This is a genomic window from Streptomyces sp. B15 (genome assembly GCF_018070605.1).
In the GTDB taxonomy this organism is placed as follows: Bacteria; Actinomycetota; Actinomycetes; order Streptomycetales; family Streptomycetaceae; genus Streptomyces; species Streptomyces smyrnaeus.
In genome coordinates this window covers 1-25063 of sequence record NZ_JAGPXJ010000042.1, presented here as the reverse complement: position 1 = coordinate 25063, position 25063 = coordinate 1, and the positions used below count along the sequence as shown (strand labels likewise).

The following is a 25063-nucleotide window of genomic DNA, read 5'->3' as shown; positions in this document are numbered from 1 at the left end:
CGCACATAGGATCTCGCTCCTCCCGGTCTCGAACATCCCCGGCAACCGCGGGAGGCGGCTCGGGTGACACACCCGGGGCGACCGTTGGCGGTCACCTCCCGCGGATGTGCCTGTCCTCCCAAGCACCTGGCGTTTCGTCTTACCGGCAGCACCGGCCGCAAACCCCGGTGATCGCAACTTTTCTCAAGGGACAACGGTTGCCGCCTGTTGTCCCTTGGTGCCGGTGGCGTCCGTGATGCCCGTGGCCGAGGATGCCCGGCGGGGCGCCCGGGGCGGAGTTATCGTGGCGGTAGGCCGCGTGCTGGGGGTGTGGGATGGGTGGTTCGGTGGCTGACCCCGTGGAGCGGGGGTTTCCGCACCTGGAGACGGTGCGCGAGGCGATCACCGCGCTGTATCGGCGGATGTCGGCGGACTCCGTCCGCGGCTTCGACACCAGCGTGGCCCCGGGGGATGTCGCCTTCGCGGACGCCGACGATCTCTACCTGGGGGCGCAGCGCGTCGCGGGAGTGATGGTGCGGCACCTGCGGCTGCCCGAGGCGCGGGTGATCGTCACCTTCCGCGAGATGACACATGCGGCGAACGTCGAACTGACGGCCGGGCCCGAGTACTTCGTGGAGCTGAACTCCCGCTTCAAACGCCACCGCCACGACATCGGCGCCGCCCTCGCCCACGAGGTCACCCATGTCTGGCTGCACCGCCTCGGCCTGGCGTTCGACGGCACCCGGGCCAACGAGATCCTCACCGACACCGCCACCACCTATCTGGGCGCCGGCTGGCTGCTGCTGGACGCGTTCCGGCAGGACGCCCTCACCTCGCAGAAGCTCGGCTATCTGACCCCGGAGGAGTTCGGCTACGTGCTGGCCAAGCGGGCGCGGCTGTTCGGGGAGGACCCGGCGATCTGGTTCACCAGCCCGCAGGCGTACGAGGCCTACGAGCGGGGACGGAAGGTGGCCGACCGGGACGAGGAGATGCCGCCGCTGGCGGCGGCGCCGTGGCTGGAGCGGCGGCGCTATGTGCGCGACCGGCGGCACGGGCAGGGCGGCGGCACCGACGCCGGCCCGGGCGCCGCCGGGTACTCCTTCGAGCCGGGCGACGGCTCGGCGCTGCGGGTCTCCTTCCCATGCCCCACCTGCCGGGTGCGGGTGCCGGTACGCGGACATGTGCGGGCCCGGTGCGGGCTGTGCGGCTCGGTGTGGCCCTGCGACACCTAGGCAGCCCCGGCCCGTCCCTTCCGCCGCAGCTTCTCGTGGCGGGGCGCGCCATGGCGTAGGTTCGGAGGATGAGCCCTTCCATTGCCACCAACACCCGGGTCGGGGTCGAGGAACTGCTGGAGTTCGTGCGGCCCCGGCACCGGGCCATCCTGCTGACGCGCCGGGCGGACGGCACACCGCAGGCGTCGCCGCTGACGTGCGGGGTCGACGCCGAGGGCCGGATCGTCGTCGCGACGTACCCGGAGCGCGCCAAGACGCACAACGCGCGGCGCGACACCGCGGTGAGCGTGATCGTGCTGTCCGACGAGTGGAACGGGCCGTGGGTGCAGATCGACGGGGAGGCCGAGGTCCTGGACGTGCCCGAGGCGGTGGAGCCGCTGGTCGAGTACTACCGGTCCGTCTCCGGTGAGCACCCGGACTGGGACGAGTACCGGACGGCCATGCTCAAGCAGGGCAAGTCGCTGATCCGGGTGACGCCGCGCAGGTGGGGGCCGATCGCCAAGGGCGGGTTCCCGGCCCGGCTGGCTTCCTGAGGGCGCTGCCGACCCCCCGGGCCCCCTGCCGCAGACGGGGTCGGCCGAACGTCCCAGGCGTCAGGCAACAGGCGTCAGTCGAGTGACGACAGACACGGGGCCAGCTCCTGTGCCGCAACCTGGCCGTACGCGTCACGCAACCGGCGCGCCAGCAGGCCCCGGTCCAGGGCGTAGGTCTGGGTGCCGGTCACCTCCAGTGCCGTGGTCGCCAGGGCACTGCCGAGCCGGGCCGCGCGTTCGTGGCCGAGGGCCCGGGCGAGACCCGCCAGGAAACCCGCGCGGAACGCGTCGCCCGCGCCGGTCGGGTCGACGGTGGCGGACGGTTCCAGGGGCACGGCGGGGACGTCGAGGGGGCGGACCCCGACCCGCTCGATGTGCACCCCGTCGGCGCCGCGGGTGGTGATCCAGGTGCCGACGCGGCCGAGGATCTGCTGCTCGGTCCATCCGGTGCGCTCCTGGAGCAGCACCGCCTCGTAGGCGTTGGTGAACAGATACGCGGGTGAGGCCAGCAGCGCCCGTACACCGTCGCGGTCCAGGACGGCGAGCTGCTGGGAGATGTCGGCGGCGAACGGGACGCCCAGTTCGGCGCATTCGCGGGTGTGGCGCAGCATCGCCTCGGGGTCGTCGGGGGCGACGACGACCAGGTCGAGTCCGCCGGTGCGGCGCGCCACCTCATGCAGCGAGATGTGACGGGCCTCGCTCATGGCGCCCGGGTAGAAGGAGCCGATCTGGTTGTGGTCGGCGTCGGTGGTGCACACGAAGCGGGCGGTGTGGCGGCTGCCGCTCACGTGCACGGAGTCGGTGTCGACGCCGTGCTCCTTGAGCCACAGCTGGTAGTCCGTCCAGTCGCTGCCCGCCGCCCCGACCAGCACCGGGGTCAGTCCGAGCCCGCCGAGGCCGAAGGCGATGTTGGCCGCGACCCCGCCGCGCCGGATCTCCAGCTCCTCCACGAGGAAGGAGAGCGAGACCGTGTGCAGGCTGTCGGGCAGGAGTTGGTCGCTGAAGCGGCCGGGGAACGTCATCAGGTGGTCCGTGGCGATCGAACCTGTCACGGCTATCCGCACGGGAATCTCCTTGCCGGCTGGAAGCTTTGCGGTGGGGGTGGGGGTCGGATGAGGGTCAGGCCGGGTCCGCGCCGGGGCCGGGCGGGTGACCGCTGCGGGCGCCGAACCACTCGATCCAGTTCATGGCGAAGAACGCGTCGCCCGAGACCTTCAGCCGGCCGCCCACGAACGCGTCGGTGCCCTTCAACTCCCCCACCGCCAGTGCCACCAGATCGGGCAGCGCCACGCCGATGGTGGCGTCGGGTGCGCCGTCGAGCGTGGCGGGAGTGGTGCAGGTCCCCCGGCACACGACGACATAGCGGTGCCGTACGCCGAGCGGGGTGTCGATCTCGTAGTGGAAGGTGCCGGAAGCGCGCCCGGCGCGCCGGGGGCTGAACCGGGCGCGGAACCATTCGAAGACCAGGTCCAGCAGCGCCTCCACCTCGTCGGGCGGCGGCGAGGGGGTGGCGGCCGTGCTGGAGCGGGCGATGTTGCGCAGTTGGTGGAACATCGCCTCGCGCGCGGTCACGACACCGCCTTGGCGCCGCCGTCGCGGACCGTGTGCTCCAGCAGTACGGAGGCGTCCTTGTCGCCGTCGCCGGCCGCGTTGACGTCGGCGAAGCGCTCGCGTACGGAGTCGAGGACGGGCAGCGGCACACCGGCCACCGCCGCGTCGCCGAGGGCGAGGCGCAGATCCTTCTCCATCAGCGTGGAGCGGAAGAACGCGGGCTCGTAGCTGGCCTTGCGCATCAGTTCGGCGCGGAAGCGCAGTACCACCGAGCTGAATCCGCTCTCGGCGACGGAGGCCAGCAGCCGGTCGCGGTCCAGCCCGGCGGCGACGCCGTAGGCCACCGCCTCGGCGAGGGAGGCCACCTGCGCGCCGAGCAGCAGGTTGAAGATGAGCTTGAGGGTGGCGGCGGTGCCGGGTGCTCCGAGGTGGACGACCTGCGCGCCGAGGGTGTCGAGGATGTCGCCGACCCGGGCGATGTCGCTCTGCTCGCCGCTGGTGTAGACGCGCAGCTTGCCCTCACGGGCCTGGAAGGGGTTGCCGACCACGCACGCCTCCACCCGGCGCAACCCGAGCCGGTCGAGCCGCTGCGCGCACTCGCGCGCGTACGCGGGCGAGACGGTGGAGGTGTCGACGACCACGGCGCCCGGCGCCAGCACCTCGGCCACCTGCCCGAAGAGCACCTCTTCGACGGCCGCCTCGTCGGCCAGGCTGAGCAGCACGACGCCGTGGCCCTTCGCGGCCTCGGCGGGACTCGCGGCCACCGTGGCGCCCGCCTCGGCCAGCGGCGCCGCCTTGGCGGCCGTGCGGTTGTGGACGGTCAGGGTGCGTCCCGCCGCCAGGAGCCGGTGCGCCATGCCGCCGCCCATGTTGCCCAGACCGACGAAGGCCAGCGGTTCCCCGGTGGCGGACCCGGGGCTCGGCCGGTCGGCCGCGTCCTGTGCCGCGGTCCCGGTGCCTGCCGCGGGCGTCGGTGGCAGGTCGTGGACGGTCTCGGTGACGACCATCTCACCGCCCCGCCGGAAAGGCTGCAGCCTGCGCCGGTTCTCGACGTGGGCCTCGCTCAGCTCGAACGCGCGGAAGGAGGGCTCGTCGGCCCAGTCGGTGAAGACGTAGTAGACGTGCTCGTCGTCGACCGAACGCACCAGTTTCTGGCCCCGGTTGGCGGGCTCGCGCGCGATGCCGGTGGCCACCTGGCGCCAGGTGCGCTCGAACTCCTGCCGCCTGCCGGGGTGGACCTCCATCCGCAGCATGACGCGGAACGGTGGCCGGGAGTCAGCTTCCATGGTGCGGCCTCCAATGCGTGGGATCGCCCTCCACGGTCGCCGTCCGCGCTCGACATCCGATCGAGGCACGCTCCGGACCGGGCGGCGGGCACCGGCGGGCAGGCGGCTCAAGTCTTGCTCGAGGGCGTCTTTCTACGCTCGGTGCAGACCCCGACCCCGGAGAGATCACGCCATGGCACACATTCCCGACGGGGGCCTCACCGGCGCCCCGGACGCTGCTCGCGGGTCCGCCCCGGGAGAGGCCCCGCCGCCCGCCACCACCGCAGCCGCCACCACGGCGACCACCGGCGAGGACGGCACCGCTGCCGCGCCCTCGCCCATGGTGCGCGGCTGGCCCGTCGTCGCGCTGCGGACAGTGGCGACGCTCTTCTTCCTGCTCCTGCTGATCCAGCCGGTGCTGGCCGGCATGTTCATCAGCGGCGATGTCGATCTGCTCAAGCTGCACGAGACCAATTCGTTCGTCATCTCCATCACCAGCTGGTTCCAGGTGCTGGCGGCCGTGCTGGTGTGGCGGCCGGGCCGCGGCCCGCTGTGGCCGATCGGGGCCACCGTGCTGCTGAGTTTCACCGTCGTCATGCAGGACGGCTGGGGGTACGCGCGCGAACTGGACCTGCACATTCCGGTCGGAGTGTTCATGGTGGCCGCCTCCACCGCCCTGCTCCACTGGGCCTACGGGTACCGGCCGGGACGCGGGAGGCGTGGATGAGCGCGCCGCGCGAACCCGAGGAAGCCGGCGGGCCGGGCCCGATGCGCGGCGGCCCGGGCCGGCGGCGCTTCCTCGCGCTGGCCTCGGGCGCGGGAGCGGCCGCCGCGCTGGGCGGGACCGCCGGATGCGGTGCGCCGGGCCCCGGTGACGAGGTCGCCGGTGAACTGCTGCGCAGCAGCGCCGAGCTGCCCGAGCCCTTCCAGGTACCGCTGCCGGTGCCGCCGGTGGCCGAGCCGGTGCGTACGCGGGGCGGCGCGACCGTCCACGAGGTGGAGCAGCGCACGGCGCGCCAGGAGATCCTGCCGGGCCTCAAGACCGAGGTGTGGGGGTACGACGGGCGCTTCCCCGGCCCCACCTTCGTCGGCGAGTCGGGTCGTGAGCTGCGGCTGCGGGTACGCAACAAGCTCGCGCTGCCGACCTCCACCCATCTGCACGGCGGCGTCCAGAAGCCGGAGTTCGACGGGCACCCCACCGATCTGGTGCTGCCATCCGGTTTCCCCGATCCGCGCAAGAGCCACGGGCACGGGAAGCACAGCATGGTGAAGCCCTCCGAGTGGACGGTCTCGCGCGGCGACAAGGAGTACGTGTATCCGCTCGACCAGCCGGCGGCCACGCTGTGGTACCACGATCACCGGATGGACTTCAGCGCTCCGCAGGTGTGGCGGGGGCTGGCCGGGATGTTCCTGATACACGACGACGAGGAGACCGGGCTGCCGCTGCCCGCGGGCAGCCGGGACGTTCCGCTGATGATCTGCGACCGGGCCTTCGAGGAGGACGGCTCGCTGCGCTACCCCTCGCTCGACCCCTCGCTGACCAAGGAGCCCGGCGTGCGCGAGGCGTACATGGAGGGGGTGATGGGCGATGTCGTCCTGGTCAACGGGGCGCCCTGGCCGGAGCTGGAGGTCAGCGCCGAGCGGTACCGCTTCCGTGTCCTCAACGCCTCCAACGCGCGCCGCTACCGGCTCACCCTCGATCCCGGCCCCCGCCAGGGTGCCGCGTTCGTCCAGGTCGGCAGCGACAGCGGGCTGCTGGACGCGCCCCGCTCGCACGAGGCGCTGCCCGTCTCGCCCGCCGAGCGGTTCGATGTCGTCGTCGACTTCGGGGCGTATCCCGTGGGGTCGCTGGTGCGGCTCGTCAACACGCTGGGCAGTGGCGGCACCCGGGATGTGATGCGGTTCCGGGTGACCCGGAAGGCCGGCCGGGACGGCGCCCCGAAGGTGCCCGGGCGGCTGGCCGACCTGCGGAAGCTGCGGGCCGGGCAGGCGGTGGCCGAGCGGCAGTTCGACTTCCGCCTCAAGCAGGTCGACGGGATGCGGATGTGGACCGTCAACGGCAAGCCGTACGACCCCGGCGCGCCGCTCGCCAGGCCCCGGCTCGGCACCGTGGAACGGTGGCGCTTCACCAGCGACTTCCACCATCCGGTCCACCTCCACCTGGCGCACTTCCAGGTGTTGGCCAGGGGCGGGAAGTCGCCGTCGGCCACCGACGCGGGATGGAAGGACACGGTGGATGTGCGGCCGTACGAGGTGGTGGACGTCCTCGTACGGTTCTCCGGGTACCGGGGGCGGTACATGTTCCACTGCCACAACCTGGAGCACGAGGACATGGCGATGATGGCGGACTTCCGCGTGGTGTGAGCACCTGCGACCGAGGGCCCGGGCCGTGGTGACAGCCGGCTCCAGCGAAGGCCGACCCGTCTCCTAGGCGGGTCGGCCACCGTCTTCCTCGTCATGTTGGCGGCGGAAGGGGCTGGGGCTGCGATGCGGGTACTGTTCACCACCTGGGCCTGGCCCTCACATCTGTACGCACTGGTGCCACTGGCGTGGGCCTGCCGCAGCGCGGGCCACGAGGTGCTGGTCGTCAGCCAGCCGGAGCTGCTGCCCCTCATCGAGCGGACGGGGCTGCCGGGCGCCGCCGTCGGCAAGGACGTCGACGGGGTCGGCATGGTGCGCGGCTATGTGCTGCCGAGCCAGGACGATCCGACCGGCGACCAGCGGGCACCGCGCGGCGGCAAGGGGCCGCGGGCGCTGCGGATGTTCACCGCGCACGCCGACTCGATGGTCGACGGGGTGACGCGGACGGCCCGCGAGTGGGGCGCCGATGTGGTGGTCTCCGAACCGACGGCGCTGGCGGGGCCGCTGGCCGCCGCCGCTGCCGGGGTGCCGGCGGTGCGGCTGCTGTACGGCGCCGATCTGATGGCGCGGGCCCGCGCCCTGCTGCCACAGGCGCTGGCGCCGCTGGCCGAACGGGTGGGGGTGGATCCGGAGGGCTACCACCCGTTCGGGGACTTCACCATCGACCCGTGCCCGCCGGGATTCCAGGCCCCCGCCCCGGCGGAGCACCCCCGGGTGCCCATGCGGTACGTGCCGTTCAACGGGCCCGGCACCCCGCCCGATCCGCCGCTTGCCCCACCGCGCGACGGCCACCGCAGGATCGTCGTCACCTGGGGGCACACGATGGCGCGGCTGGACCCCGCGCTGTTCCTGGCCGGGCACACCGCGCGGGCGCTGGCCACGCTGCCGGACACGGAGCTGGTGCTGGCCGTCACCGCGGCGCAGCGCCCGCTGCTGGGCCGGGTGCCCGACGGCGACAGGGTCCGGGTGGTGGTCGACGCACCGCTGCACACGCTGCTGGGCGGCGCCGGCCTGGTGGTCGCGCACGGCGGTGCGGGCACCGTGCTCACCTCGCTGCGCGCGGGTCTGCCGATGCTGCTCGTACCCCAGTTGCCCGATCATGCCGGGCACGCGGCGCGGGTGCTGGCGGCCGGCGCCGGTGAGGTGCTCACCAGGGACGAGGCCGACGCCGAACGGCTTCGTGAGGAGGCGGCCGGGCTGCTGGACCGCACACAGGGCGCCGGGCGGCGCGAGGCGGCGCGGACGCTGCGCGACGGGATGCTGGAGCAGCCCGCGCCCGCCGCGGTCGTCGGTGAACTGGAGAAGCGGGTGGTCGCATGTGCGGCATAGCGGGCTGGATCGACTTCGCGCGGGAGATGAGCGAGGAGGGCAGCACCGTCCGGGCCATGGCCGGCACCCTCGCCAACCGGGGCCCCGACGACGAGGCGGTGTGGACCGACGCGGACGCCGCGCTGGGGCACCGCAGGCTCGCCGTCATCGACGTCGACGACTCCACCCAGCCGATGACCGCCGAGCACGACGGGCGCACCCTCGCCGTCCTGGTGCACAACGGCGAGGTCTACAACTACCGCGAGGTGCGGGCCGAGTTGACGGCACGGGGGCACCGTTTCCGTACCGCCGGTGACACCGAGGTGGTGCTGCGGGCCTATCTGGAGTGGGGGCCCGAGTGCGCCCGGCGGCTGGAGGGCATGTTCGCCTTCGCCGTGTGGGATCCGCGCAGCCGGCAGCTGCTGCTGGCCCGCGACCGGCTGGGCATCAAGCCGCTGTACTACGCGCGAACGGCGCAGGGGCTGCTCTTCGGCTCCGAGCCCAAGGCGCTGCTGGCGCACCCGTCGCTGGAGTGCGTGGTGGACGCGGAGGGGCTCGCCGAGCTGCTGGCCTACATCGCGACACCGGGGCACGCCGTCTACCGCGGCATCCGCGAGCTGCCCGCCGGGCACACCGCGCTCCTGCGGGAGGGCGCCGGCGGTGCCGTGCTGCGCGAGTCGCGCTACTGGTCGCTGCCCAACCACGCGCACCCGGATCCGCTGGAGCGCACCGTGGAGACGGTGCGCGGGCTGCTCCAGGAGTCGGTCAGCGATCATCTGGTGGCCGATGTGCCGCTGTGCACGCTGCTGTCGGGCGGTGTCGACTCCAGTGCGCTGGCCGCCTTCGCGGCCCGCTCGGGTTCCGGGCGGCCGCGCACCTTCGCGGTCGACTTCGAGGGGCACACCGAACGGTTCCGCAAGGACTTCTGGCACGAGGACCCTGACGCGCCCTACGCCGCCGAGGTCGCCCGGCACGTGGGCACCGACCACGAGCCCGTCGTGCTGCGTACCGCCGATCTGGCCGACCATGTGGTGGACGCGGCGGCGCTGCGCGCCCAGGATCTGCCCCGGCCCATCCCCGACATGGACCGTTCGCTGTATCTGCTGCTGCGCGCGGTACGGCAGCGCTCGACGGTGGCGCTGATGGGTGAGGTCGCCGACGAACTCTTCGGCGGCTACCAGTCCTTCCGCGATCCCACGCTGGTGGACACCGCCAACTTCCCCTGGGTGACGATGGGCCTGCGGGTCGCACCGCACGGGATGAGCACAGGGCTGCTCGACCCGGGCCTGCTGCGCAAGATCGACGTGCCGGGCTACTCGGCGCAGCGCTGGTCCGAGACCGTCGCCGAGGTACCCGACGTACCCGGGGAGTCGGAGACCGAGCGGGTGATGCGGCGGGTCGGCCACGCCCATCTGACGCGCTGGCTGCCGCTGCTGCTGGCCCGCGACGACCGGCTGAGCATGGCCGTGGGCCTGGAGTTGCGGGTGCCGTACTGCGACCACCGGCTGGTGGAGTACGTCTACAACATTCCCTGGGCGATGAAGACCGCCGACGGCCGGGAGAAGAGCGTGCTGCGCTCCGCCGTCGCCGACCTGCTCCCCGAGTCGGTCACCCAGCGCCGCAAGAGCCCCTTCCCGATCACCCAGGACCCGCACTACGGGCAGGTGCTGCGGCGGCGCTTCAACGCGGTCGTCGCCGATCCGGCGAGCCCCGTGAGGCCGCTGCTGGACGGACCGGCGTGCGCCGAACTGGCCGCCGAGGACAGGCCGATCGCGGTGGACGGGTGGGGCGAGCGGCGCAACGTCGAGATGGTGCTCCAGCTCGACGCGTGGCTGCGCCACTACCGGGTGCGGCTGGACCTGTGAGAGCCGACGGAGCGAGGGAAGAGGGGCGAGATCGATGCTGTTGAGCGATCAGCTGAAGGAGCTGGCCGCGCCGGTGCTGGAGAAGGTGCGGGCCCACCCGTTCTGGTCGGGGCTTCGGGACGGCTCCCTGCCGGGCGAGTCACTGACGTACTTCGTGGAGCAGGACACCGGGCATCTGCTGCCCGCCTACGCACGGGCGCTGGCCCGCACGGCGGCGGCCGCCGAGCAGGACGCGCACACGGCGCTGCTGGGCCGCTCGATCACCGGCACGCTGGAGGCCCGCGACCGGCTGCGCGAGAAGTACGCGGAGCTGGCGGACGGTCTCGGGCTGCCCGGGCCGGGGCACGGAACACCGTCGGTCGGCCCGGTCACCCACGCGCACTGCGCGTTCTTCAACGCCTCCAGCGCGGCGTCCTTCACCGCGGGCGTCGGGGCGCTGCTGCCGATGGTGTGGTTCAACTTCCAGGTCTCCGACGATCTGCTGGAGCGCCACACGGCCGGCTCCCGCTACGCGAAGTGGATCGAGGCGTACCACCCGGGTCCGGGCTACGGCTATGCGGTGCGGGCCTTCATGGGGCTGGCCGACGAACTCGGCGAGACGGCCTCTCCGGCCGAACGCGACCGGCTGGTCGCGCACTTCCGCACCGGTATCCGCCACGAGTGGGCGTTCGCCGAGTCCGCGTGGGAGCGCCCCGAATGGCCCGTGTGACCGGCGCGTCCGTCGTGCCCGTACGCCCCTGCCCCCCTCCCGTATCCGATCACCGCAACCCGAAGGGACAACCGTGAGCACTCAGACCCCGCCCAGGTATCCGTTCGCCTGGACCCCGCCCATGCAGGTGCCCGAAGCGCTGCGGCATGTGCACAGCAGCTCCGCGATGGAGGTGACGCTGCCGAGCGGGGACGTGGCGACGCTCGTGACCCGCTACAAGGACGTGCGCGCCCTGTTCGCCGACAAGCGTCTGTCCCGGAACATCGCACGCCCCGACTGCGCGCGCATCTCCAAGGACAACGACCTGTTCATGGACCCGGAGATCGACCCGGACCCGCCCAAGCACACCCAGGTGCGCTCGCTGGTGACCAAGGCGTTCACCGCCCGCCGGATCGAGGCCCTGCGGCCGTATGTGCAGCAGGTCGCCGACGAGCTGCTGGACGAGATGGCCGCCGGTCCGCAGCCGGTGGAGCTCAACGAGGCGCTGGCCTTCCCGCTGCCGATCAAGGTGATCTGCAAGCTGCTGGGCGTACCGGCGGAGGACCGCGACCAGTTCCGCGCCTATGTGGACGGCTTCCTGTCCGTGACCAAGCTGCCGCCCGAGGAGGTCGGGCAGTGCCGCCAGAACCTGTGGAAGTACCTGGGCGACCTGATCGACGCCAAGCGGGCCGCTCCCGGTGACGACCTGGTCAGCGAGCTGATCCGGGTCCGCGACGAGGAGGACAACCGGCTCAACGACCACGAGCTGCACTTCTGGTGCCAGGGGCTGCTCATCGCCGGCTATGTGACCACCGCCAGTCAGATCGGCACCGGCACCGCCGTGCTGCTGCACCACCCGGAGCTGGTGCGGCAGATCCAGGCGGACTGGTCGCTGGTGCCCTCCACGGTGGAGGAGCTGCTGCGCACCCAGATCATGGGCTCCTCGGTCGGCACCATGCGCTACGCCGTGGAGGACATCCCCCTCTCGGACGGCTCGGTCATCAAGAAGGGCACCAGCGTGCTGCTGTCGGAGGAAGGGGCCAACATGGACCCCGAGGTCTTCGACAACCCCTTCGAGCTGGACATCCGCCGCCAGGAGAACCACCACATGACGTTCGGGGCCGGCATCCACTACTGCGTGGGCGCCGCACTGGCCCGGATGGAGCTCCAGGTGGCCACGGAGTCGCTGCTGCGCCGCTTCCCCGACATCCGGCTGGCGGCCCCCGCCGAGGAGCTGCCGCGGGCGCTGGGCGGGTTCATGGAGGGCTTCACCGAGATTCCTGTGGAGTGGTGACATGCTCCGTGTGACCGCGAACTCCGAGACCTGTGCGGTCAGCAGCCTGTGTGTCTACCGGCTGCCCGGCGTCTTCGACCAGGACGAGGACGGACTGGTCGTGGTCCTCGACGAGACCCCTGACGGGGAGCTCCACGAGGAGGTCCGCCGGGCGGCCCGGGGCTGTCCGACGAAGTCCATCCGGGTGACGGAGGAATGACCCTGCGGACCGGCCCCGCCACCCGCCTCCCCGCGAGCCGGGACCGGTCCGCACACCGTTGTCCTTGCCGTCCGGCGGTGTCCCGGCAACCGGCGGCCCACTGCCGTCCGCCGGTCTACTGGCGGATGACGTGCGGCAGGAACCGCGCGTACTCGTCCGTGACCGGCCCCGCCGACTCGCGGATGCCCAGCCCCGCCGCCTCACCGTCGACGACCCAGGTGCCGAGCACCGTGCGGTTGCCGTCGAAGTCCGGCAGCGGGCACAGGGCCTGGTAGCAGCACGGCTCGCCCCGTACCGACGGCTCGGTCCCGGGCTGGTGCAGGGTGACCCCGGCGCCCTCGCGGCCCAGCAGCGGCTTGGCCGCCCATCCGGTGGTGGCCGCCAGCTCGCGCGGCCCGTCCAGATAGGCGGGCAGCAGATTGGGGTGGCCGGGGAACAGCTCCCACAGGATGGCCAGCAGCGCCTTGTTGGACAGCAGCATCTTCCAGGCCGGCTCGATCCACAGCGTGGTGCCGGTGCCGCCCCCGTTGTCGAGGGTCTCCAGCACATGCGGGCCGAACCTGTCGGAGGCCAGCCACTCCCACGGGTAGAGCTTGAAGCAGGCGCGGATGAACTTCAGCCGCTGGTCGACGAACCGGCCCGACAGCCGGTCCCAGCCGATCTCCTCCACCGGTATCGCGACGGTCTCCAGGCCCGCCTGCTCGGCCGTCTCCTGGAGGTAGGCGACGGTCATCAGGTCCTCGCCCAGTTCGTCGCGCGCCGAGTGGGCGAAGTGCACGGGTGCGCCCGGCGGCAGCAGCGCCGCCTGCTTCTTCCACGTGTCGACCAGCCGCTCGTGCAGCGAGTTCCACTGGTCGGCGCCGGGAAAGCGCTCCTCCATCCAGAACCACTGCGGAGAGGCCGCCTCGACCAGCGAGGTGGGGGTGTCCGCGTTGTACTCCAGCAGCTTCGCCGGCTCACCGCTGCCGTCGTAGCGCAGATCGAACCTGCCGTAGAGGCTGGGCAGTTCGTCGCGCCGCCGCCAGCTCTCGGCGACCCGGGCCATCAGGGCCGGGTCGGTGATGCCCAGTTCGGCGAACCGGCCCTGCTCCACGATGTGCGCGGCGGCCCGCAGACACATCTCGTGCAGCTCCTCCACGACCTCCTCGAGGGCCTCGACCTCGGGCAGGGTGAAGGCGTAGTAGGCGCTCTCGTCCCAGTAGGGGCGCAGCGAGCCGTCGGGGTACCGCGTCAGCGGATAGATGCAGCCCTGCTCCTCGACGGTCTCCTGCCAGCCGGGGCGCGGAGCGAGGGTGTGGCGTTCCACTCGGGGCGTCTCCTCTCCTGAGCCGCGCCCGTCTCAGCCGCCGTACCCGCCGCCACCGCTGCTGCCGTCGTCATCGTCGTCGCATCCGAAGCCGGCCCGTTCGACGGCCGCGGCGTGGATGAACGTACCGCCCTTCGCGCGGCCCTTCGCCTCCCGGCCGCCGTAGTACCAGACGTCCTCCCGCCCCTCGGCGCCCCCGGCGGCGGGAAAGGCCGCGGTCCTGGCCGAAGCGCCGGCGCCGCCGGTCTCGCACTGGCTCGGGGGCAGGACGCGGTAGCCGCGCACCGCGTCGTAGCTGTCGGGGTCCACGCACCGCCGGTCCGGCTCCGAGGAGTACCCGGACAGCGCCACCGCGAGGGCGCCCATGCTGCCGAGTACGACGGTCGAGGAGCGCAACTTGCGCCGGCGGCCCTGTCCGGCGTCGCTGTCGGTGCTGCGCGGCTTCGGCGTGACGGTCATGCGGTGCCCCCTGTGCACAACGGAGATTCAACTGCCGCGCACACCCTAGTGGGTGTCGACGACCTCCTCGATCAGGCGTTCGCAGCCGGTGATGTAGTGCCGGGCCGCCTCGGGGGTGACGAGGGCGCGGTCTTGCACCGCCGCATCGCGCAGGCGGTGCAGTCCGTCGAAGACGGCGACCAGCCCCGCCGGGGCCCCGCCCAGCTGCAGCCGGCTGCGCAGCGCGCGGTCCGCCGCGGCCGGTGCCTCCTCGCCGGGGCGGGGGACGATCGGCGGCAGGACAGCGGCCAGCATCCCGGCCGTCGTCGCCCAGGCCGTCACCAACGCCGCCGTGGGCGAGGCCTCGACGGTCTCCCACGCCTCGTGGAAGGCCGTCCGACGCGGGTCCGCCGCCGTCCGCTGCGAAGGCGGGGGCAGCGGTCGGGAGGGCGCCGGATCCCCGGCGGGCGCCGGACGGGGGGCAGGCGCGGGGGACGGCGGTGCGGGCGAGGGCGACGGCCCTTGGGGGCGCGGACCCGGTTGGGGCCGGTCCCTGGCCGGGGGCGCGGCATACGGACCGGCGCCGGGTTGCGGCTGCTGCGGGACACTCCAGGGGCTGGGCGCCGGCTCTCGGGGCGCGGCGGGCTGCTGCCGCAACTCCTCGGCCCGCTGGCGCAGCTGCCGTGCCTCCGTCTCGAACTCGATGGCTCCGGCGGGGGTTTCGATCCGCGTCATACGGGCGAAGGCCTCCCGCAGATACGCGCGCAGGCACCAGGCCACCGTAAGTGTCACCAGCGGCCAGATCACGGCCTCGACGTACCTGAGAACGAGCTCGGCCACATCCATGGGGATCATCTTGGCCCGCAGCGCAGCCGCGCGCACGCGAACGGGCCCGGCAGCCTCGCACGCTGCCGGGCCCTGTCCGAAGCGGTCCGGGGCCGGCCGGGGCGGCCCCGGACCGGTCAGGTACGCGGATACAGGGCGCGCACCGCCTCCCGCAGCGCCGCCTTCGGGTCGGCGGCAGCCCCTTCGGAGCGCCAGGCGACGAATCCGTCCGGCCGCACGAGCACGGCGCCGTCGTCCGCGATGCCGTGCGACTCGGCAACCGAGCGGCCACCGGGGGCCGTCAGTATGGCGCCGGGACCGCCCACCCGGTGGGCGTCCACCCGCACACCGGTGTCGGCGGCCACGGCAGTGGCCGCGTCGACCCACGGCTGACCGCCCTCGGCGGTCAGGAGTACCGGCGCCCGGCCGTACAGGTCGAGGGAGGAGATCCGCTCCCCGGCACGGTCGAGCTCGATGTGCGGGGCCCGGGTGCCGGGCTCACCGCGCAGGCCGTGCGGGGGAACCGGCGGACCGTCGCCGTAGCGGTAGCCGAAGACCGTGGTGCTGTACGCCTCCGCGGGGTCGGGGCCCTCCCCTTCGCCGTCGCCGTCGGGACCGGTGCGCTCCTGCATCATGCCCAGGGCCTGCTGGAGCGTCATCCAGGCGACCGGGTGGCGCTCCGCCTGGTAGGTGTCCAGCAGTTCGGGTCCCGACTCGCCGTCGAGGACGGCGGCCAGCTTCCAGGCGAGGTTGTTGGCGTCCTGGATGCCGAGGCTGGCGCCGAACCCGCCGGTGGGCGGCACCAGATGGGCCGCGTCACCGACCAGGAAGACCCGCCCTCTGCGGTAGTCGCGGGCGACCTGGGCGCCGATGATGAAGCTCAGCCACTTGGCGCCGCCGGCGGGCAGTTGGGGGACGATGCGCACCTCCAGATCCCGCTGGCCGATGGCGGCACGGACGAGGCCGATCGCCTGCTCCTCGGTGACGGTCTCCAGCGTCTCGCCCTCGGGCATGGCGGTGGCGAAGATCCACCGCTGTTTGCCGTCGTGCGCGAACAGGATGGTGGAGGGCGCGGGCTTGTCCAGGTAGCAGACGCCGACGTCCCGGCCCCGTGCCGCCTGGCTCAGGTCCGCCTCGAAGAGCACCGAGAGGGTGGTGGCGAACTCGCCGGGTCCGTCCGCGACGATGCCCAGTTCCTGACGGATGGGGCTGCGGCTGCCGTCGGCCGCGACGAGGTACGCCGCGCGCACGGTGCGCTCCTGACCGGTCGCGGTGTCCCTGAGAACGGCGGTGACCCCGTGGTCGTCCTGGGTGAAGGAGACCAGCTCGGTGCCGAAGGCCAGCTCGGCGCCGAGTTCGGTGGCCCGGCCGCGCAGCAGGTGTTCGAGCCGGTCCTGGTCGATGGGTGCCCACTCGCAGGGGCTGACGCCGCCGGTGGGGTCGGGCTGGTCGGTGGGGCCGCTGAACATCTCCGGACCCGCCAGTGTCTCGGCGCGGATCATCAGCAGCTTGCTGAAGTCGGTGGCCAGGCTCGCCTCGGACCAGATGGGGCCCTCCAGTCCGACCTGCCGGTACAGCTCGACCGTGCGCGGGTTGACGCCGCGCGAGCGCGGGTGGCTCAGTGTGTCGGGGTGGCGTTCGACGACGAGCGAGCGGATGCCGTGCCAGCCGAGGAACACCGCGGTGGACAGTCCTGTCACCGCGCCTCCCACGACCAGTACCGGAACCTGCTGCGGGGCCTGCTGGGTGTCGCTCATGGGGTACGGACTCCTCTCCTCGGGCGGCGCGCTCAGCCGGCCTTGCGGCAGATCACGAGGGTGTCGTAGTCGCTCAGCGGCAGCACCTCGGTGGAGGCGAACCCGGCGCGCTCGGCGTGCGCGACGGCCTCGGAGACCGGGTACTCGGAGCCGCCGTCGGTGACCAGCAGCATGTCGAGGCTGATCACGAGGTTCTCGACGTGGTCGGGCTCGTCGTCCAGCATCCGGTCGTAGATCAGCAGGGCGCCGCCCGGGTTGACGGACTGGTACGCCTTGGCGACCAGCTCGCCGCGCTGCTTCTCGTCCCAGTCGTGCAGCACATGCCCGAGGGTGACGACGTCGGCGCTGGGCAGCGGGTCGGTGAAGAAGCTGCCGCCGTGGAAGGTGACCTTGCCGGTCAGCCCGTACTCGGCGACCTTCTCGTCGAACAGCGGCTCCATGGGCGGCAGGTCGAAGACGTGGCCCTGCAGATGCGGCTGTGCCTTGACGATGATGGAGCACAGGTTGCCGCGGGCGCCGCCGATGTCCAGCACGGAGCTGTGTCCGCTCCAGTCGAACTTGCCCACCAGCTCCGGCCCGACCACATGGGTGAGGGCGTCCATCATGCCGACGAACTGCCGCAGGATGTGCGGGTTCCTGGTGACCTCCTCGAAGTCGCTGCCGGACTGCTGCTCGCCGGTGCGCAGCGCCTCGGAGAGCTTGCCCCAGGCGGGGTAGAGATTGCGGTTGGAGCGCTCCAGGAAGCCGCCCACGTAGGTGTGGCTGCCGCGCACCAGATAGGTGCCGGCGCCCTCCGCGTTGCCGAACCTGCCGCCCTCCTCGCGGGTGAGCAGACCCAGCGCCGCCAGCAGGTTGAGCCAGTCGCTCAGCCCGCGGCCGTGCAGACCCAGCTCCTTGCGGATCTCCTCCGGGGTGGCGGGGCCCTTCTCGGCGAGGGCGGTGAACAGGCCCAGTTCGACGGCGGTCAGCAGCGCCTTCGCGTCGCAGAACGCGTTGCTCAGCCGGATGATTCCGGCCGGGGTGCTGACATCCAGGCTGGTGTGCGTCATGCGCAGGACTCCTTCCGAAACGGCACATGGCCTGGCGCCAGGGCCGCCCCGGGAGGGTCACACCGGGAAGTTGAGCGCCCCTCGAACGGCGGTGGGGGCCCGCCCATGGCGTGCCGCGCCCCGTTCGCTCCCCGCCGTATCTCCAGCGGCCCTCTAGGGGCCGTGGCTACTCATCAGGGGTGCCGAAATCGGCCAAGCCCAGCCGTTCAGAGGGGACATGCATGTATGACGTGAAGATCCCGGTGCTGATCGTCGGCGGTGGTCCCGTCGGACTCTCCACCGCGCTGTTCAGCGGCCGGCGTGGCGTCCGCACGATGCTGCTGGAGAAGCGGGACAGCACCTCCATGCTTCCCCGCGCCCCCGGCCTGCAGGCCCGCACGATGGAGCTGTTCCGCGCCGCGGGGCTCGGGAAGGACATCCGCGCGCTGGAGAAGGGCAACTCGCACGCCTATTTCGAGGGCGGGATCATCAAGGTCGACACCTTCTCCGACATAGACAACGCCGAGCTGCTGGAGTCCCCCTCGCTGGACGGCCCGACCGTCAGCCCGGAGCGGGTCATGGGCTGCGGCCAGGACCGCTACGAGAAGGTGCTGGTCGCCAAGGCCCGTGAGTACGGCGCCGATGTGCGGTTCAACACCAAGCTGCTCTCCTTCGAGGCGGACGACGAGGGCGTGACCGCCGTCGCCGAGGAGGCCGCCACGGGCAACCGGCTGACCATTCGCGCCGACTACCTGGTGGGCGCCGACGGCGCGGGCAGCCGCATCCGGCAGGCACTGGGTGTCGAACGGGTCGGCCGCGGCACCGTCTTCAACGCGCTGAGCATCTACTTCCGCGCGCCCGAACTGGAGACGCTGCTCAAGGACCGCAAGTTCATCCTGTGCTACGCCTCGGCGGGCGGCTCCCTGATGGGGCTTTCCCGGCTGCACGGCTGCGACCCGTGGCTGGCGGCGCCCATCTACTACCCGGAGAAGGGCGAGAGGCCCGAGGACTACACCGACGAGCGGTGTGTGGAGATCGTCCGCCGTGCGGCGGGCAAGGACATCGACGTCGAGATCATGGACAAGGTGCCGTGGCAGGGCGCCCAGTTGGTCTCCGAGACCTTCCGGGTCGGCCGGGTCTTCCTCGCGGGTGACGCCGCGCATGTGCACCCGCCGGCGGGCGGCTTCGGCGCCAACACCGGCATCCATGACGCGCACAACCTGTCCTGGAAGCTGGCCGCCGTACGGGCCGGCTGGGGCACCGAGGCGCTGCTGGACACCTATGACGCGGAGCGCCGCCCGCTGGGCACCGCCATGTCCGAGCAGGCGCTGGTGCGCAACCGCATCCGGCACGGCTACGCCACCGAGCAGGACCGGCAAAACTTCGTCGACGATGTGATCATCACGCTCGGCTACCGCTACCGGTCCTCGTCCATCATCGGCGCCGAGGGCTCCAAGGTCCTCACTCCCGATCTGGAGCTGACCGGCGAGCCGGGCACCCGCGCCCCGCACGTGTGGCTGACCCGCACGGGCGCCGGGGGCGAGGAGCGGATCTCCACCGTCGACCTGTTCTGGGACGACTTCGTCCTGCTGCACGGCCCCGCCGGCGGCGCCTGGGCGAAGGCGGCGGTCAAGGCCGCCGAGCGGCTGGGGGTGCCGCTGCGCACCCACGCCGTGGGCCCGGACGAGGAGTTGCGGCCCGCGGACCGGGACTGGGCGGCGGCGTACGGGGTGGGCGCGGGCGGCGCCGTGCTGGTGCGGCCCGACGCTTTCGTCTCCTGGCGCTCCGAGGGCGACGCCTCGGCCGTCACGGACCCGGACGCGGTGCTCGACGACGTGGTGGCACGCGCCTCGGCCGCCGACGGCGCGAAGGCCGGCTCGTGACCGGGAGGTGGCTTCGTGGGTGACGATATGACGGCCCGCGCCGGTCAGGTGCTCGGCCAGGCCATGGCGTTCCAGCCGGCGAAGCTGGTGCTGGCCGGGGTACGGCTCGGCCTCTTCGGCACGCTTGCCCAGGGCCCGCTGCCCGAGGAGCGGCTGCGGCAGCGGCTGGGCCTGCATCCGCGCGGCTGCGACCACTTCCTGGCGGCGCTGGCCGAACTCGGCTTCCTGGAGCGCCGGCGGGACGGCACCTGGGCCAACGCCCGGGTGGCCGACCAGCTGCTGGTGCCCGGCGACCCGGCCTCGCTCAGCGGTTTCCTGCACCTCGCCGACCAGGTGATGTACCCGGCGTGGGAGCGGCTGGCCGACGGCCTGCGCACCGGCGAGCCGCAGGCGGCGACGTATTCCGGTGAGGACATGTTCGACCAGCTCTACGACAGCGAGGAGCACAAGGACGGGCTGGTCGGTATGGCGGAGGACGCCAGTCGCCCGCTCATCCCGGCGCTGACGGAGGTCTTCGACTGGCCGTCGTACGGCTCCGTGCTGGAGTTGGGCGGCTGCCGCGGCAACGTGCTGGCCGGCCTGGTGGCGGCCCATCCGCACCTGGACGCACGGGTCTTCGACCTGCCGCAGCTGGAGGGCGACTTCGCAGCCCATATGGCGACGTTGGGAATGGCCGGCAAGCTCGGCTTCGTGGGCGGCGACTTCTTCGCGGGGCCGCTGCCCGAGGCCGATGTGCTGATGCTGGGGCACGCGCTGGTCGACTGGAACGACGACCAGCGCGCCCAGTTGGTCAAGAACGCCTTCGCCGGAGTGCGGCCCGGTGGCGCCTTCCTGGTGTGGGACCCGGTGATCGTGCCGGAGGAGGAGAGCTATCTGCGCAACCTGTTGCGCAGCCTCAACCTCCAGCTGATGACCCCGCACGGCAAGGGGTACACGCTGGCGCAGTGCGCGGCGTGGATGCGCGAGGCGGGGTTCGACTCGGTCGAGCACCGCTCCCTCGGGCATGACGTCACCCTTGTGATCGCACACAAGAGGGCGTGATCGCCGCCTCGACCGCGCATACTCCGCTGTCCCGCCCTCCCTCCCCGGTGACGGGTAAGGGGAGGGCGGGCCGTTCTCAGGCCACCACCGCCGGGCTGGCTTCGCCCTGGGGGGCCTCGGTGACGTGGGGCAGCGTCTCGACGGCGGGCGCCTCCCGGTCGAAGGCGTCGATGGTCCTGGCGAAGTCCCGGGTGGACAGCAGCAGTTTGTAGACGATGGCGAGCTCGAAGACCAGGAGCAGCACCCCGGAGACGAGCGTGACGGCCAGCACCTGGTCGAGCAGCGGGCCGACGATGAACACCCCCATCTGGAACTCGATACCGCTGATCAGATGCGTGCGTATGCGGTGCCGCAGCAGGAAGGAGCGCATCCGCAGGTACCACGGGAAGCGGTGCCGGAACTCCTGGTGCAGGTCGATGACCGGTCGCCGGGACCGCGCCGTTTCCCGGTCCTGCTCGCCGACCTGCTCGCTCAGCTGTTCCTCGGCCGGCTCCGCGCGGTCGGAGGCCGCGTAAGTGCCGGGCCCGGCGACGCCTCCGGCGGCTGCCTGCACCGTTCCCGTCGCCGGCGCCGTACTCGGCACCGCGTGCGGTTCCGAGACCGTACCGACCGTCTCCCCGTGCGCCCTGCGCAGATCCTGCTCGACGTCGGCCTCGGGGTTGTCGCGCAGCAGGTCCTCCATGAAGGCGAGCTCGACCTGGTTCTCCGCCCGGCGGGCCGCCCGGATCCTGCCCTTGATCTGCTTGCGCATCGTGTGCCGGGTCTTGAAGATCTCCAGCGAGTTGATGTAGCGCAGGCCGTCCAGGAAGATGACCGCCGCCGCGAGCCAGACGTACCGGATGTCCTCGGTGCGCTGGTACTGCCCGGCCATCAGCGCCACGGCGCAGAACATGACGCGGACGCGGTCGAAGATGTAGTCCAGCCAGGCGCCGAAGACGGAGCCGGTGCCGGTGAGCCGGGCGGTCTTCCCGTCCATGCAGTCCAGGATGAAGCTCAGGTGGTAGACGACGGCTCCGGCCACGAGCCAGCGCCAGTCGCCCATGGCGAAGCAGGCTGCCGAGCCCAGTCCCAGCAGCAGGGCGCCCCAGGTGATCTGGTTGGGAGTGATGCGGGTGCGTGCCGTGAGCCGGACCAGCGGGGTGGCGACCGGGTCCACGAGCAACACCGTCCACCATGCGTCGCGCTTCTTCTGCGTGATGCGACGCACTTCGGACAGGGGCGGTATGTCTGAGCGCATGCTCTACTTCCTTGGATCCACAGAATGTTCATGTGAAGTCAAGAGTGCGTTCATGCAAAGTACAACCTCTTGGCTGTGCAACCTTCTTGGCCGGGTAACGGTCTTGGTTCGACAAGCGGTCGGTAGCGGTCTCGTACCCCCTCCCCCTCCCCTGCACCCGGCCCCGGGGGCGGTCGGCTCGCCCCCGGGTGCCGGCTCAGCTCACTCCGCGTCCCGCAGCCTGCGCACCTGCCGCTCCTGGATCTCGCGGCTGCGCCGGGCGAAGTCCAGAAGGAGCTCCAGTTCGGGCAGCGAGTAGCGCTCCAGGAGCGCCGCACCCTCCTCCGCGAGGGGCCCGTAGAGGTCGTCGGCACCGCGCCGGATCGCGGCGGTGGCGCGGACGACGGACTTGCGGCGGTCGTCCGGGTCCGGTTCGCGGGTGAGGTAGCCGAGCCGGGCCAGGCGGTCGAGCATCGCCGTGACGCTGCCCGTCGTCAGCCCGAGGGCGGTCCCCAGCTGGCTGGGGGTCGCGCTCTCGCGCTGGGTGAGGACGTCCAGGCAGTGCAGGTCGGTGCGGTTGATACCGAGCCGGTCGGCGGTGGCGGCGTCCACGGCCTCGGTCGCGCTCTGCAGCGCGCGGATCTGCTCACCGAGCTGTCGGCGCAGCTCGGTCTCCTTCGACTCCTGCGGCGGAGAAACCTGTTCACTTGACATACAAGTATCTCGACTCTCAAAATAAAGACCGACCGGTTAGCTTGATTGCCAAGATAGCCGGTTTCCAAGGTACTTCCACCATCGGGTTGTTGCCCGGGTTCCAGGAAGGAACACTGCGATGAGCAACCAGCACACCGAGCACACGCCGGACCTCCACACCGAGCGGGTCGAAGCCTTCTACACCAGTGTGAAACGGCTGGGCCACTGGACACGGTCCCGCACCGTCGAGGTACGCACCCGGCGCTCGGCCGTCCACCTCGACCTGCGCTCGGCGCAACTGCCCGACGGCGAGATCGAACTGCGGCTGCTGAGCGAGCGGAGCATGCTCAAGCTCCTGCTCCCCCAGGACGCCGTCCTCGACGAGAGCGAGCTGCGGCTGGTCGGACGCTGCAAGATCAAGGACCGCGAGCGGCATGTGCCGCACCACGGCCGCGTCGTCCGGCTGACCGGCACCCTCCAGCGCAGCGAGATCCGCGTCGCCCGCGGCGGCGTCGCGACCCTCAGCGCGATGTTCTCCCGCGAGTTCATCGACGACTGCCGCACCGCACACCGCGACGGCACCTGGCCGGTACTGCCCGACCCCGGCGAGCTCCACCCCCGCCCTGAAGCCGGGCGGCACCACGAGGCGGCCGCGAGCCGGTCCCGCTGAAACCTCCAAGCGCCGTCGAGCGCGCCCCCTTAGCCTCATCGTCCGGCGCCGGATGCTGCCTGGTCACGGCGTGACAGCCGGTCGGCCGGACGACCGGCCGCACCGCTCGGTACCGCGCAGGGGGCGCACTCATGACTCCGGAGCAGGCCCAGTCGTTCTTCATCGGACTCGCCGCGATCCTGGCGCTCAGCCGGCTGCTGGGCGCCGCGGCCCGCAGAATCGGACAGCCGCCCGTGGTGGGGGAACTGCTCGCGGGAGTGCTCGTCGGCCCCACCCTCTTCGACGGCGCCCTGGCCCGGCACCTGTTCCCCACCGACATCCGGCCCATGCTCGGCGCGCTGGCCGAGCTGGGCCTGGTGCTGTTCATGTTCGTCGTCGGCTACGAGCTGGACCTCGCCCGGCTCCGGGGCAGGGAACGCGTCGCGGTCAGCGTCTCACTGTGCTCCGTGCTGGTGCCGCTGAGCCTCGGCGGGCTGCTCGCCCTCCACCTCGCCGAACGCCACGCCACCGGAAGCCGGGCCGCCTTCGTCCTCTTCCTGGGCGCCGCCATGGCGGTCACCGCGTTCCCGGTACTGGCCCGCATCCTGGCCGACAGCGGACTCGGACGCACCCGGATCGGCGGCATCGCCCTGGCCGGCGCGGCGCTCGACGACATCCTCGCCTGGTCGCTGCTGGCCGTCGTCGCCGCCGTCGCGGGCGGCGGTGGCCAATGGCGGCTGCTGCTGGCTCCGGTCTACCTCGCGGCGATGCTGCTGGTCGTACGGCCCTGGCTGCGGCGGCTGTTCGAGGGTCGGCGCGGGTCCGGACCGCGGGCCGGCTGGCAGGGGTGGATGCGCGAGCACGTCACCGCGGACCAGCTGATCGTCGTACTGGGCGGGCTGCTGCTCTCCTGCCTGGCCACCGCGTGGATGGGCGCCCATTTCGTCTTCGGCGCCTTCCTGTTCGGTGCCGTGATGCCACGGGACGCCTCCCGGCAGCTGCGGCACCAGATCACCGACCGGCTGGAGTATGTGACCCGGCTGTTGCTGCTGCCGTCCTTCTTCGTCGTCGCCGGGCTCCAGGTCGACCTCTCCGGCATCGGCACCCGCGGCATGGGCGAGCTCGTACTGATCCTGCTGACCGCCATCACCGGAAAGTTCGCCGGCGCGTATCTGGGCGCCCGGCTCAACCGGGTGCCGCGCGTGCAGAGCGGGGTGCTGGCCGCGCTGATGAACACCCGCGGGCTGACGGAGCTGGTCATCCTCACCGTAGGGCTGCAACTGGACGTCATCGGCCCCGACCTGTACGGCCTGATGGTCGTCATGGCGCTGGTCACCACCGCCATGGCCGGCCCCCTCCTCCATCTGCTGGGCCGCCGCCGCGGCGGCGCTCAGGCACTGGGGGACTTCGACTTCCCCGGGGAGCACCCCAGGACCACCCCCGCCACGGGCACCCCCTCCCGCGCGGGCTGAGGCGCGGCGCGGTGGGCCGTCGGTCTCACAGCCCAGCGCATTCGGGAAGCGTGCTCTCGGCGCGGGCGATCTCCTCGGTCAGCGTATGGTCCTCGGCGATCATCGGGAGGGCTTCCGCGGCGGTGCGGAAGGCTTCCGCGACGGGCGCCGCGGGCAGTTCGACCGAGCCCATCCGCAAGGCGCGCACGGCGCCCAGGAGTTCGCAGGCCAGTACGGTGCGGTAGGCGCCGATGGCCGCCGAGGTGCTGCGGGCGGCCTGGGTGGAGAAGCTGGCGTGGTCTTCGAGGCCGCGGGAGATGACCGCGGTGCCGAGGGTGACGGGAGCGGCCGCGTGGCGCAGCCGGCTGAGGGCGTCGTGGGCCACGTACTCGAGGATCATGATGCCGGAGCTGCCGGGCGGGCCCGCCGAGAGGAAGGGCGTCAGCCCGGTGAGTTCGGGCTCCACCAGGTCGCCGAGGCGAGCGGCGGAGAGCTCGGCGA

Annotated in this window: 24 protein-coding genes; 13 read left to right on the top strand and 11 right to left on the bottom strand. The window is 72.2% G+C overall.

The window, feature by feature from the left end:
- Positions 1 to 314 precede the first annotated feature (314 nt).
- On the top strand, positions 315 to 1211 hold the full coding sequence (locus tag KBY19_RS19665) for a hypothetical protein (RefSeq protein ID WP_210966322.1): 897 nt from the start codon (positions 315 to 317) through the stop codon (positions 1209 to 1211).
- 68 nt (positions 1212 to 1279) lie between these two features.
- Entirely contained in the window at positions 1280 to 1744 is a 465-nt protein-coding gene (locus KBY19_RS19660) for a PPOX class F420-dependent oxidoreductase (RefSeq protein WP_099879559.1), read from the top strand.
- Between the two features lie 74 nt (positions 1745 to 1818).
- On the opposite strand, the gene KBY19_RS19655 is transcribed toward KBY19_RS19660, so the two are convergent.
- From KBY19_RS19655 to KBY19_RS19645, 3 genes are read right to left on the bottom strand one after another with little or no spacing between them, the layout of a single operon-like run.
- Positions 1819 to 2808 (bottom strand): carbohydrate kinase family protein, encoded by a 990-nt coding sequence (locus tag KBY19_RS19655; protein WP_185016537.1) that lies wholly within the window; start codon positions 2806 to 2808, stop codon positions 1819 to 1821.
- A 55-nt stretch (positions 2809 to 2863) separates the two neighbouring features.
- Positions 2864 to 3316, bottom strand: a complete 453-nt coding sequence (locus KBY19_RS19650; RefSeq protein WP_099879563.1) for an SCP2 sterol-binding domain-containing protein — start codon at positions 3314 to 3316, stop codon at positions 2864 to 2866.
- Positions 3313 to 4581 (bottom strand): NAD(P)-binding domain-containing protein, encoded by a 1269-nt coding sequence (locus KBY19_RS19645; RefSeq protein ID WP_185016538.1) that lies wholly within the window; start codon positions 4579 to 4581, stop codon positions 3313 to 3315. The genes KBY19_RS19650 and KBY19_RS19645 overlap by 4 nt, the downstream gene beginning before the upstream one ends.
- Before the next feature lie 172 nt (positions 4582 to 4753).
- Here KBY19_RS19645 and KBY19_RS19640 point away from each other — a divergent pair, with 172 nt between their 5' ends.
- The 7 genes from KBY19_RS19640 (at position 4754) to KBY19_RS19610 (ending at position 12275) form a co-directional block, all read left to right on the top strand.
- Positions 4754 to 5287, top strand: a complete 534-nt coding sequence (locus KBY19_RS19640; RefSeq protein ID WP_210966321.1) for a hypothetical protein — start codon at positions 4754 to 4756, stop codon at positions 5285 to 5287.
- Positions 5284 to 6924 (top strand): multicopper oxidase family protein, encoded by a 1641-nt coding sequence (locus KBY19_RS19635; protein WP_210966320.1) that lies wholly within the window; start codon positions 5284 to 5286, stop codon positions 6922 to 6924. Before KBY19_RS19640 ends, KBY19_RS19635 begins: the two co-directional genes overlap by 4 nt.
- Before the next feature lie 123 nt (positions 6925 to 7047).
- Positions 7048 to 8250, top strand: a complete 1203-nt coding sequence (locus KBY19_RS19630) for a nucleotide disphospho-sugar-binding domain-containing protein (protein WP_210966319.1) — start codon at positions 7048 to 7050, stop codon at positions 8248 to 8250.
- On the top strand, positions 8238 to 10094 hold the full coding sequence (gene asnB, locus KBY19_RS19625) for an asparagine synthase (glutamine-hydrolyzing) (protein ID WP_185016542.1): 1857 nt from the start codon (positions 8238 to 8240) through the stop codon (positions 10092 to 10094). Before KBY19_RS19630 ends, asnB begins: the two co-directional genes overlap by 13 nt.
- Positions 10095 to 10128: 34 nt before the next feature.
- Positions 10129 to 10803, top strand: coding sequence for a TenA family protein (locus tag KBY19_RS19620; RefSeq protein ID WP_210966318.1), 675 nt, complete (start codon positions 10129 to 10131; stop codon positions 10801 to 10803).
- 73 nt (positions 10804 to 10876) lie between these two features.
- Positions 10877 to 12076, top strand: a complete 1200-nt coding sequence (locus tag KBY19_RS19615) for a cytochrome P450 (protein WP_180289598.1) — start codon at positions 10877 to 10879, stop codon at positions 12074 to 12076.
- Between the two features lies 1 nt (position 12077).
- Positions 12078 to 12275 carry a ferredoxin gene (locus KBY19_RS19610; protein WP_099879578.1) on the top strand — a complete coding sequence of 66 codons (198 nt, stop codon included), beginning with the start codon at positions 12078 to 12080 and terminating at the stop codon, positions 12273 to 12275.
- A 115-nt stretch (positions 12276 to 12390) separates the two neighbouring features.
- Here the strand turns inward: KBY19_RS19610 and KBY19_RS19605 are convergent, their stop codons facing one another.
- From KBY19_RS19605 to KBY19_RS19585, 5 genes are all read right to left on the bottom strand, one after another.
- Entirely contained in the window at positions 12391 to 13581 is a 1191-nt protein-coding gene (locus KBY19_RS19605; protein WP_099879580.1) for a glutathionylspermidine synthase family protein, read from the bottom strand.
- A gap of 33 nt (positions 13582 to 13614) precedes the next feature.
- Positions 13615 to 14040, bottom strand: coding sequence for a hypothetical protein (locus tag KBY19_RS19600; protein ID WP_099879582.1), 426 nt, complete (start codon positions 14038 to 14040; stop codon positions 13615 to 13617).
- A gap of 45 nt (positions 14041 to 14085) precedes the next feature.
- Positions 14086 to 14865, bottom strand: a complete 780-nt coding sequence (locus KBY19_RS19595) for a hypothetical protein (RefSeq protein ID WP_210966317.1) — start codon at positions 14863 to 14865, stop codon at positions 14086 to 14088.
- A gap of 116 nt (positions 14866 to 14981) precedes the next feature.
- The gene (locus KBY19_RS19590; RefSeq protein ID WP_210966316.1) at positions 14982 to 16601 is read right to left on the bottom strand and encodes an FAD-dependent monooxygenase; all 1620 of its coding nucleotides are present in this window, start codon (positions 16599 to 16601) and stop codon (positions 14982 to 14984) included.
- 32 nt (positions 16602 to 16633) lie between these two features.
- Entirely contained in the window at positions 16634 to 17650 is a 1017-nt protein-coding gene (locus tag KBY19_RS19585) for a methyltransferase (protein ID WP_099879588.1), read from the bottom strand.
- 221 nt (positions 17651 to 17871) lie between these two features.
- On the opposite strand from KBY19_RS19585, the gene KBY19_RS19580 reads away from it, so the two are divergent.
- Positions 17872 to 19512 (top strand): FAD-dependent monooxygenase, encoded by a 1641-nt coding sequence (locus KBY19_RS19580; protein ID WP_210966315.1) that lies wholly within the window; start codon positions 17872 to 17874, stop codon positions 19510 to 19512.
- 15 nt (positions 19513 to 19527) lie between these two features.
- Positions 19528 to 20553: a methyltransferase gene (locus tag KBY19_RS19575; protein WP_185016547.1), complete on the top strand. Its 1026-nt coding sequence runs from the start codon at positions 19528 to 19530 to the stop codon at positions 20551 to 20553.
- A gap of 76 nt (positions 20554 to 20629) precedes the next feature.
- On the opposite strand, the gene KBY19_RS19570 is transcribed toward KBY19_RS19575, so the two are convergent.
- Positions 20630 to 21790: a CDP-alcohol phosphatidyltransferase family protein gene (locus tag KBY19_RS19570; protein WP_185016548.1), complete on the bottom strand. Its 1161-nt coding sequence runs from the start codon at positions 21788 to 21790 to the stop codon at positions 20630 to 20632.
- 201 nt (positions 21791 to 21991) lie between these two features.
- Positions 21992 to 22483: a MarR family winged helix-turn-helix transcriptional regulator gene (locus KBY19_RS19565; protein ID WP_099879596.1), complete on the bottom strand. Its 492-nt coding sequence runs from the start codon at positions 22481 to 22483 to the stop codon at positions 21992 to 21994.
- Between the two features lie 118 nt (positions 22484 to 22601).
- On the opposite strand from KBY19_RS19565, the gene KBY19_RS19560 reads away from it, so the two are divergent.
- On the top strand, positions 22602 to 23132 hold the full coding sequence (locus KBY19_RS19560; RefSeq protein WP_099879598.1) for a hypothetical protein: 531 nt from the start codon (positions 22602 to 22604) through the stop codon (positions 23130 to 23132).
- 131 nt (positions 23133 to 23263) lie between these two features.
- A complete protein-coding gene (locus KBY19_RS19555) occupies positions 23264 to 24583 on the top strand; it encodes a cation:proton antiporter (RefSeq protein ID WP_099879600.1) in 1320 nt (439 codons plus the stop codon).
- A gap of 25 nt (positions 24584 to 24608) precedes the next feature.
- Here the strand turns inward: KBY19_RS19555 and KBY19_RS19550 are convergent.
- The coding region (locus KBY19_RS19550; RefSeq protein WP_210966314.1) for an aromatic amino acid lyase at positions 24609 to 25063 on the bottom strand (455 nt) is incomplete at its 5' end.

What these genes read in the sequence shown, in the direction of transcription:
- KBY19_RS19595 (WP_210966317.1), bottom strand. Translation starts at nt 14,865, where the DNA reads ATGGATGTGGCCGAGCTCGTTCTCAGGTACGTCGAGGCCGTGATCTGG.
- KBY19_RS19630 (WP_210966319.1), top strand. Translation starts at nt 7,048, where the DNA reads ATGCGGGTACTGTTCACCACCTGGGCCTGGCCCTCACATCTGTACGCA.
- KBY19_RS19560 (WP_099879598.1), top strand. Translation starts at nt 22,602, where the DNA reads ATGAGCAACCAGCACACCGAGCACACGCCGGACCTCCACACCGAGCGG.
- KBY19_RS19555 (WP_099879600.1), top strand. Translation starts at nt 23,264, where the DNA reads ATGACTCCGGAGCAGGCCCAGTCGTTCTTCATCGGACTCGCCGCGATC.
- KBY19_RS19640 (WP_210966321.1), top strand. Translation starts at nt 4,754, where the DNA reads ATGGCACACATTCCCGACGGGGGCCTCACCGGCGCCCCGGACGCTGCT.
- KBY19_RS19665 (WP_210966322.1), top strand. Translation starts at nt 315, where the DNA reads ATGGGTGGTTCGGTGGCTGACCCCGTGGAGCGGGGGTTTCCGCACCTG.
- KBY19_RS19660 (WP_099879559.1), top strand. Translation starts at nt 1,280, where the DNA reads ATGAGCCCTTCCATTGCCACCAACACCCGGGTCGGGGTCGAGGAACTG.
- KBY19_RS19645 (WP_185016538.1), bottom strand. Translation starts at nt 4,581, where the DNA reads ATGGAAGCTGACTCCCGGCCACCGTTCCGCGTCATGCTGCGGATGGAG.
- KBY19_RS19570 (WP_185016548.1), bottom strand. Translation starts at nt 21,790, where the DNA reads ATGCGCTCAGACATACCGCCCCTGTCCGAAGTGCGTCGCATCACGCAG.
- KBY19_RS19590 (WP_210966316.1), bottom strand. Translation starts at nt 16,601, where the DNA reads ATGAGCGACACCCAGCAGGCCCCGCAGCAGGTTCCGGTACTGGTCGTG.
- KBY19_RS19580 (WP_210966315.1), top strand. Translation starts at nt 17,872, where the DNA reads ATGTATGACGTGAAGATCCCGGTGCTGATCGTCGGCGGTGGTCCCGTC.
- KBY19_RS19620 (WP_210966318.1), top strand. Translation starts at nt 10,129, where the DNA reads ATGCTGTTGAGCGATCAGCTGAAGGAGCTGGCCGCGCCGGTGCTGGAG.
- KBY19_RS19600 (WP_099879582.1), bottom strand. Translation starts at nt 14,040, where the DNA reads ATGACCGTCACGCCGAAGCCGCGCAGCACCGACAGCGACGCCGGACAG.
- KBY19_RS19585 (WP_099879588.1), bottom strand. Translation starts at nt 17,650, where the DNA reads ATGACGCACACCAGCCTGGATGTCAGCACCCCGGCCGGAATCATCCGG.
- KBY19_RS19610 (WP_099879578.1), top strand. Translation starts at nt 12,078, where the DNA reads ATGCTCCGTGTGACCGCGAACTCCGAGACCTGTGCGGTCAGCAGCCTG.
- KBY19_RS19565 (WP_099879596.1), bottom strand. Translation starts at nt 22,483, where the DNA reads ATGTCAAGTGAACAGGTTTCTCCGCCGCAGGAGTCGAAGGAGACCGAG.
- KBY19_RS19635 (WP_210966320.1), top strand. Translation starts at nt 5,284, where the DNA reads ATGAGCGCGCCGCGCGAACCCGAGGAAGCCGGCGGGCCGGGCCCGATG.
- asnB (WP_185016542.1), top strand. Translation starts at nt 8,238, where the DNA reads ATGTGCGGCATAGCGGGCTGGATCGACTTCGCGCGGGAGATGAGCGAG.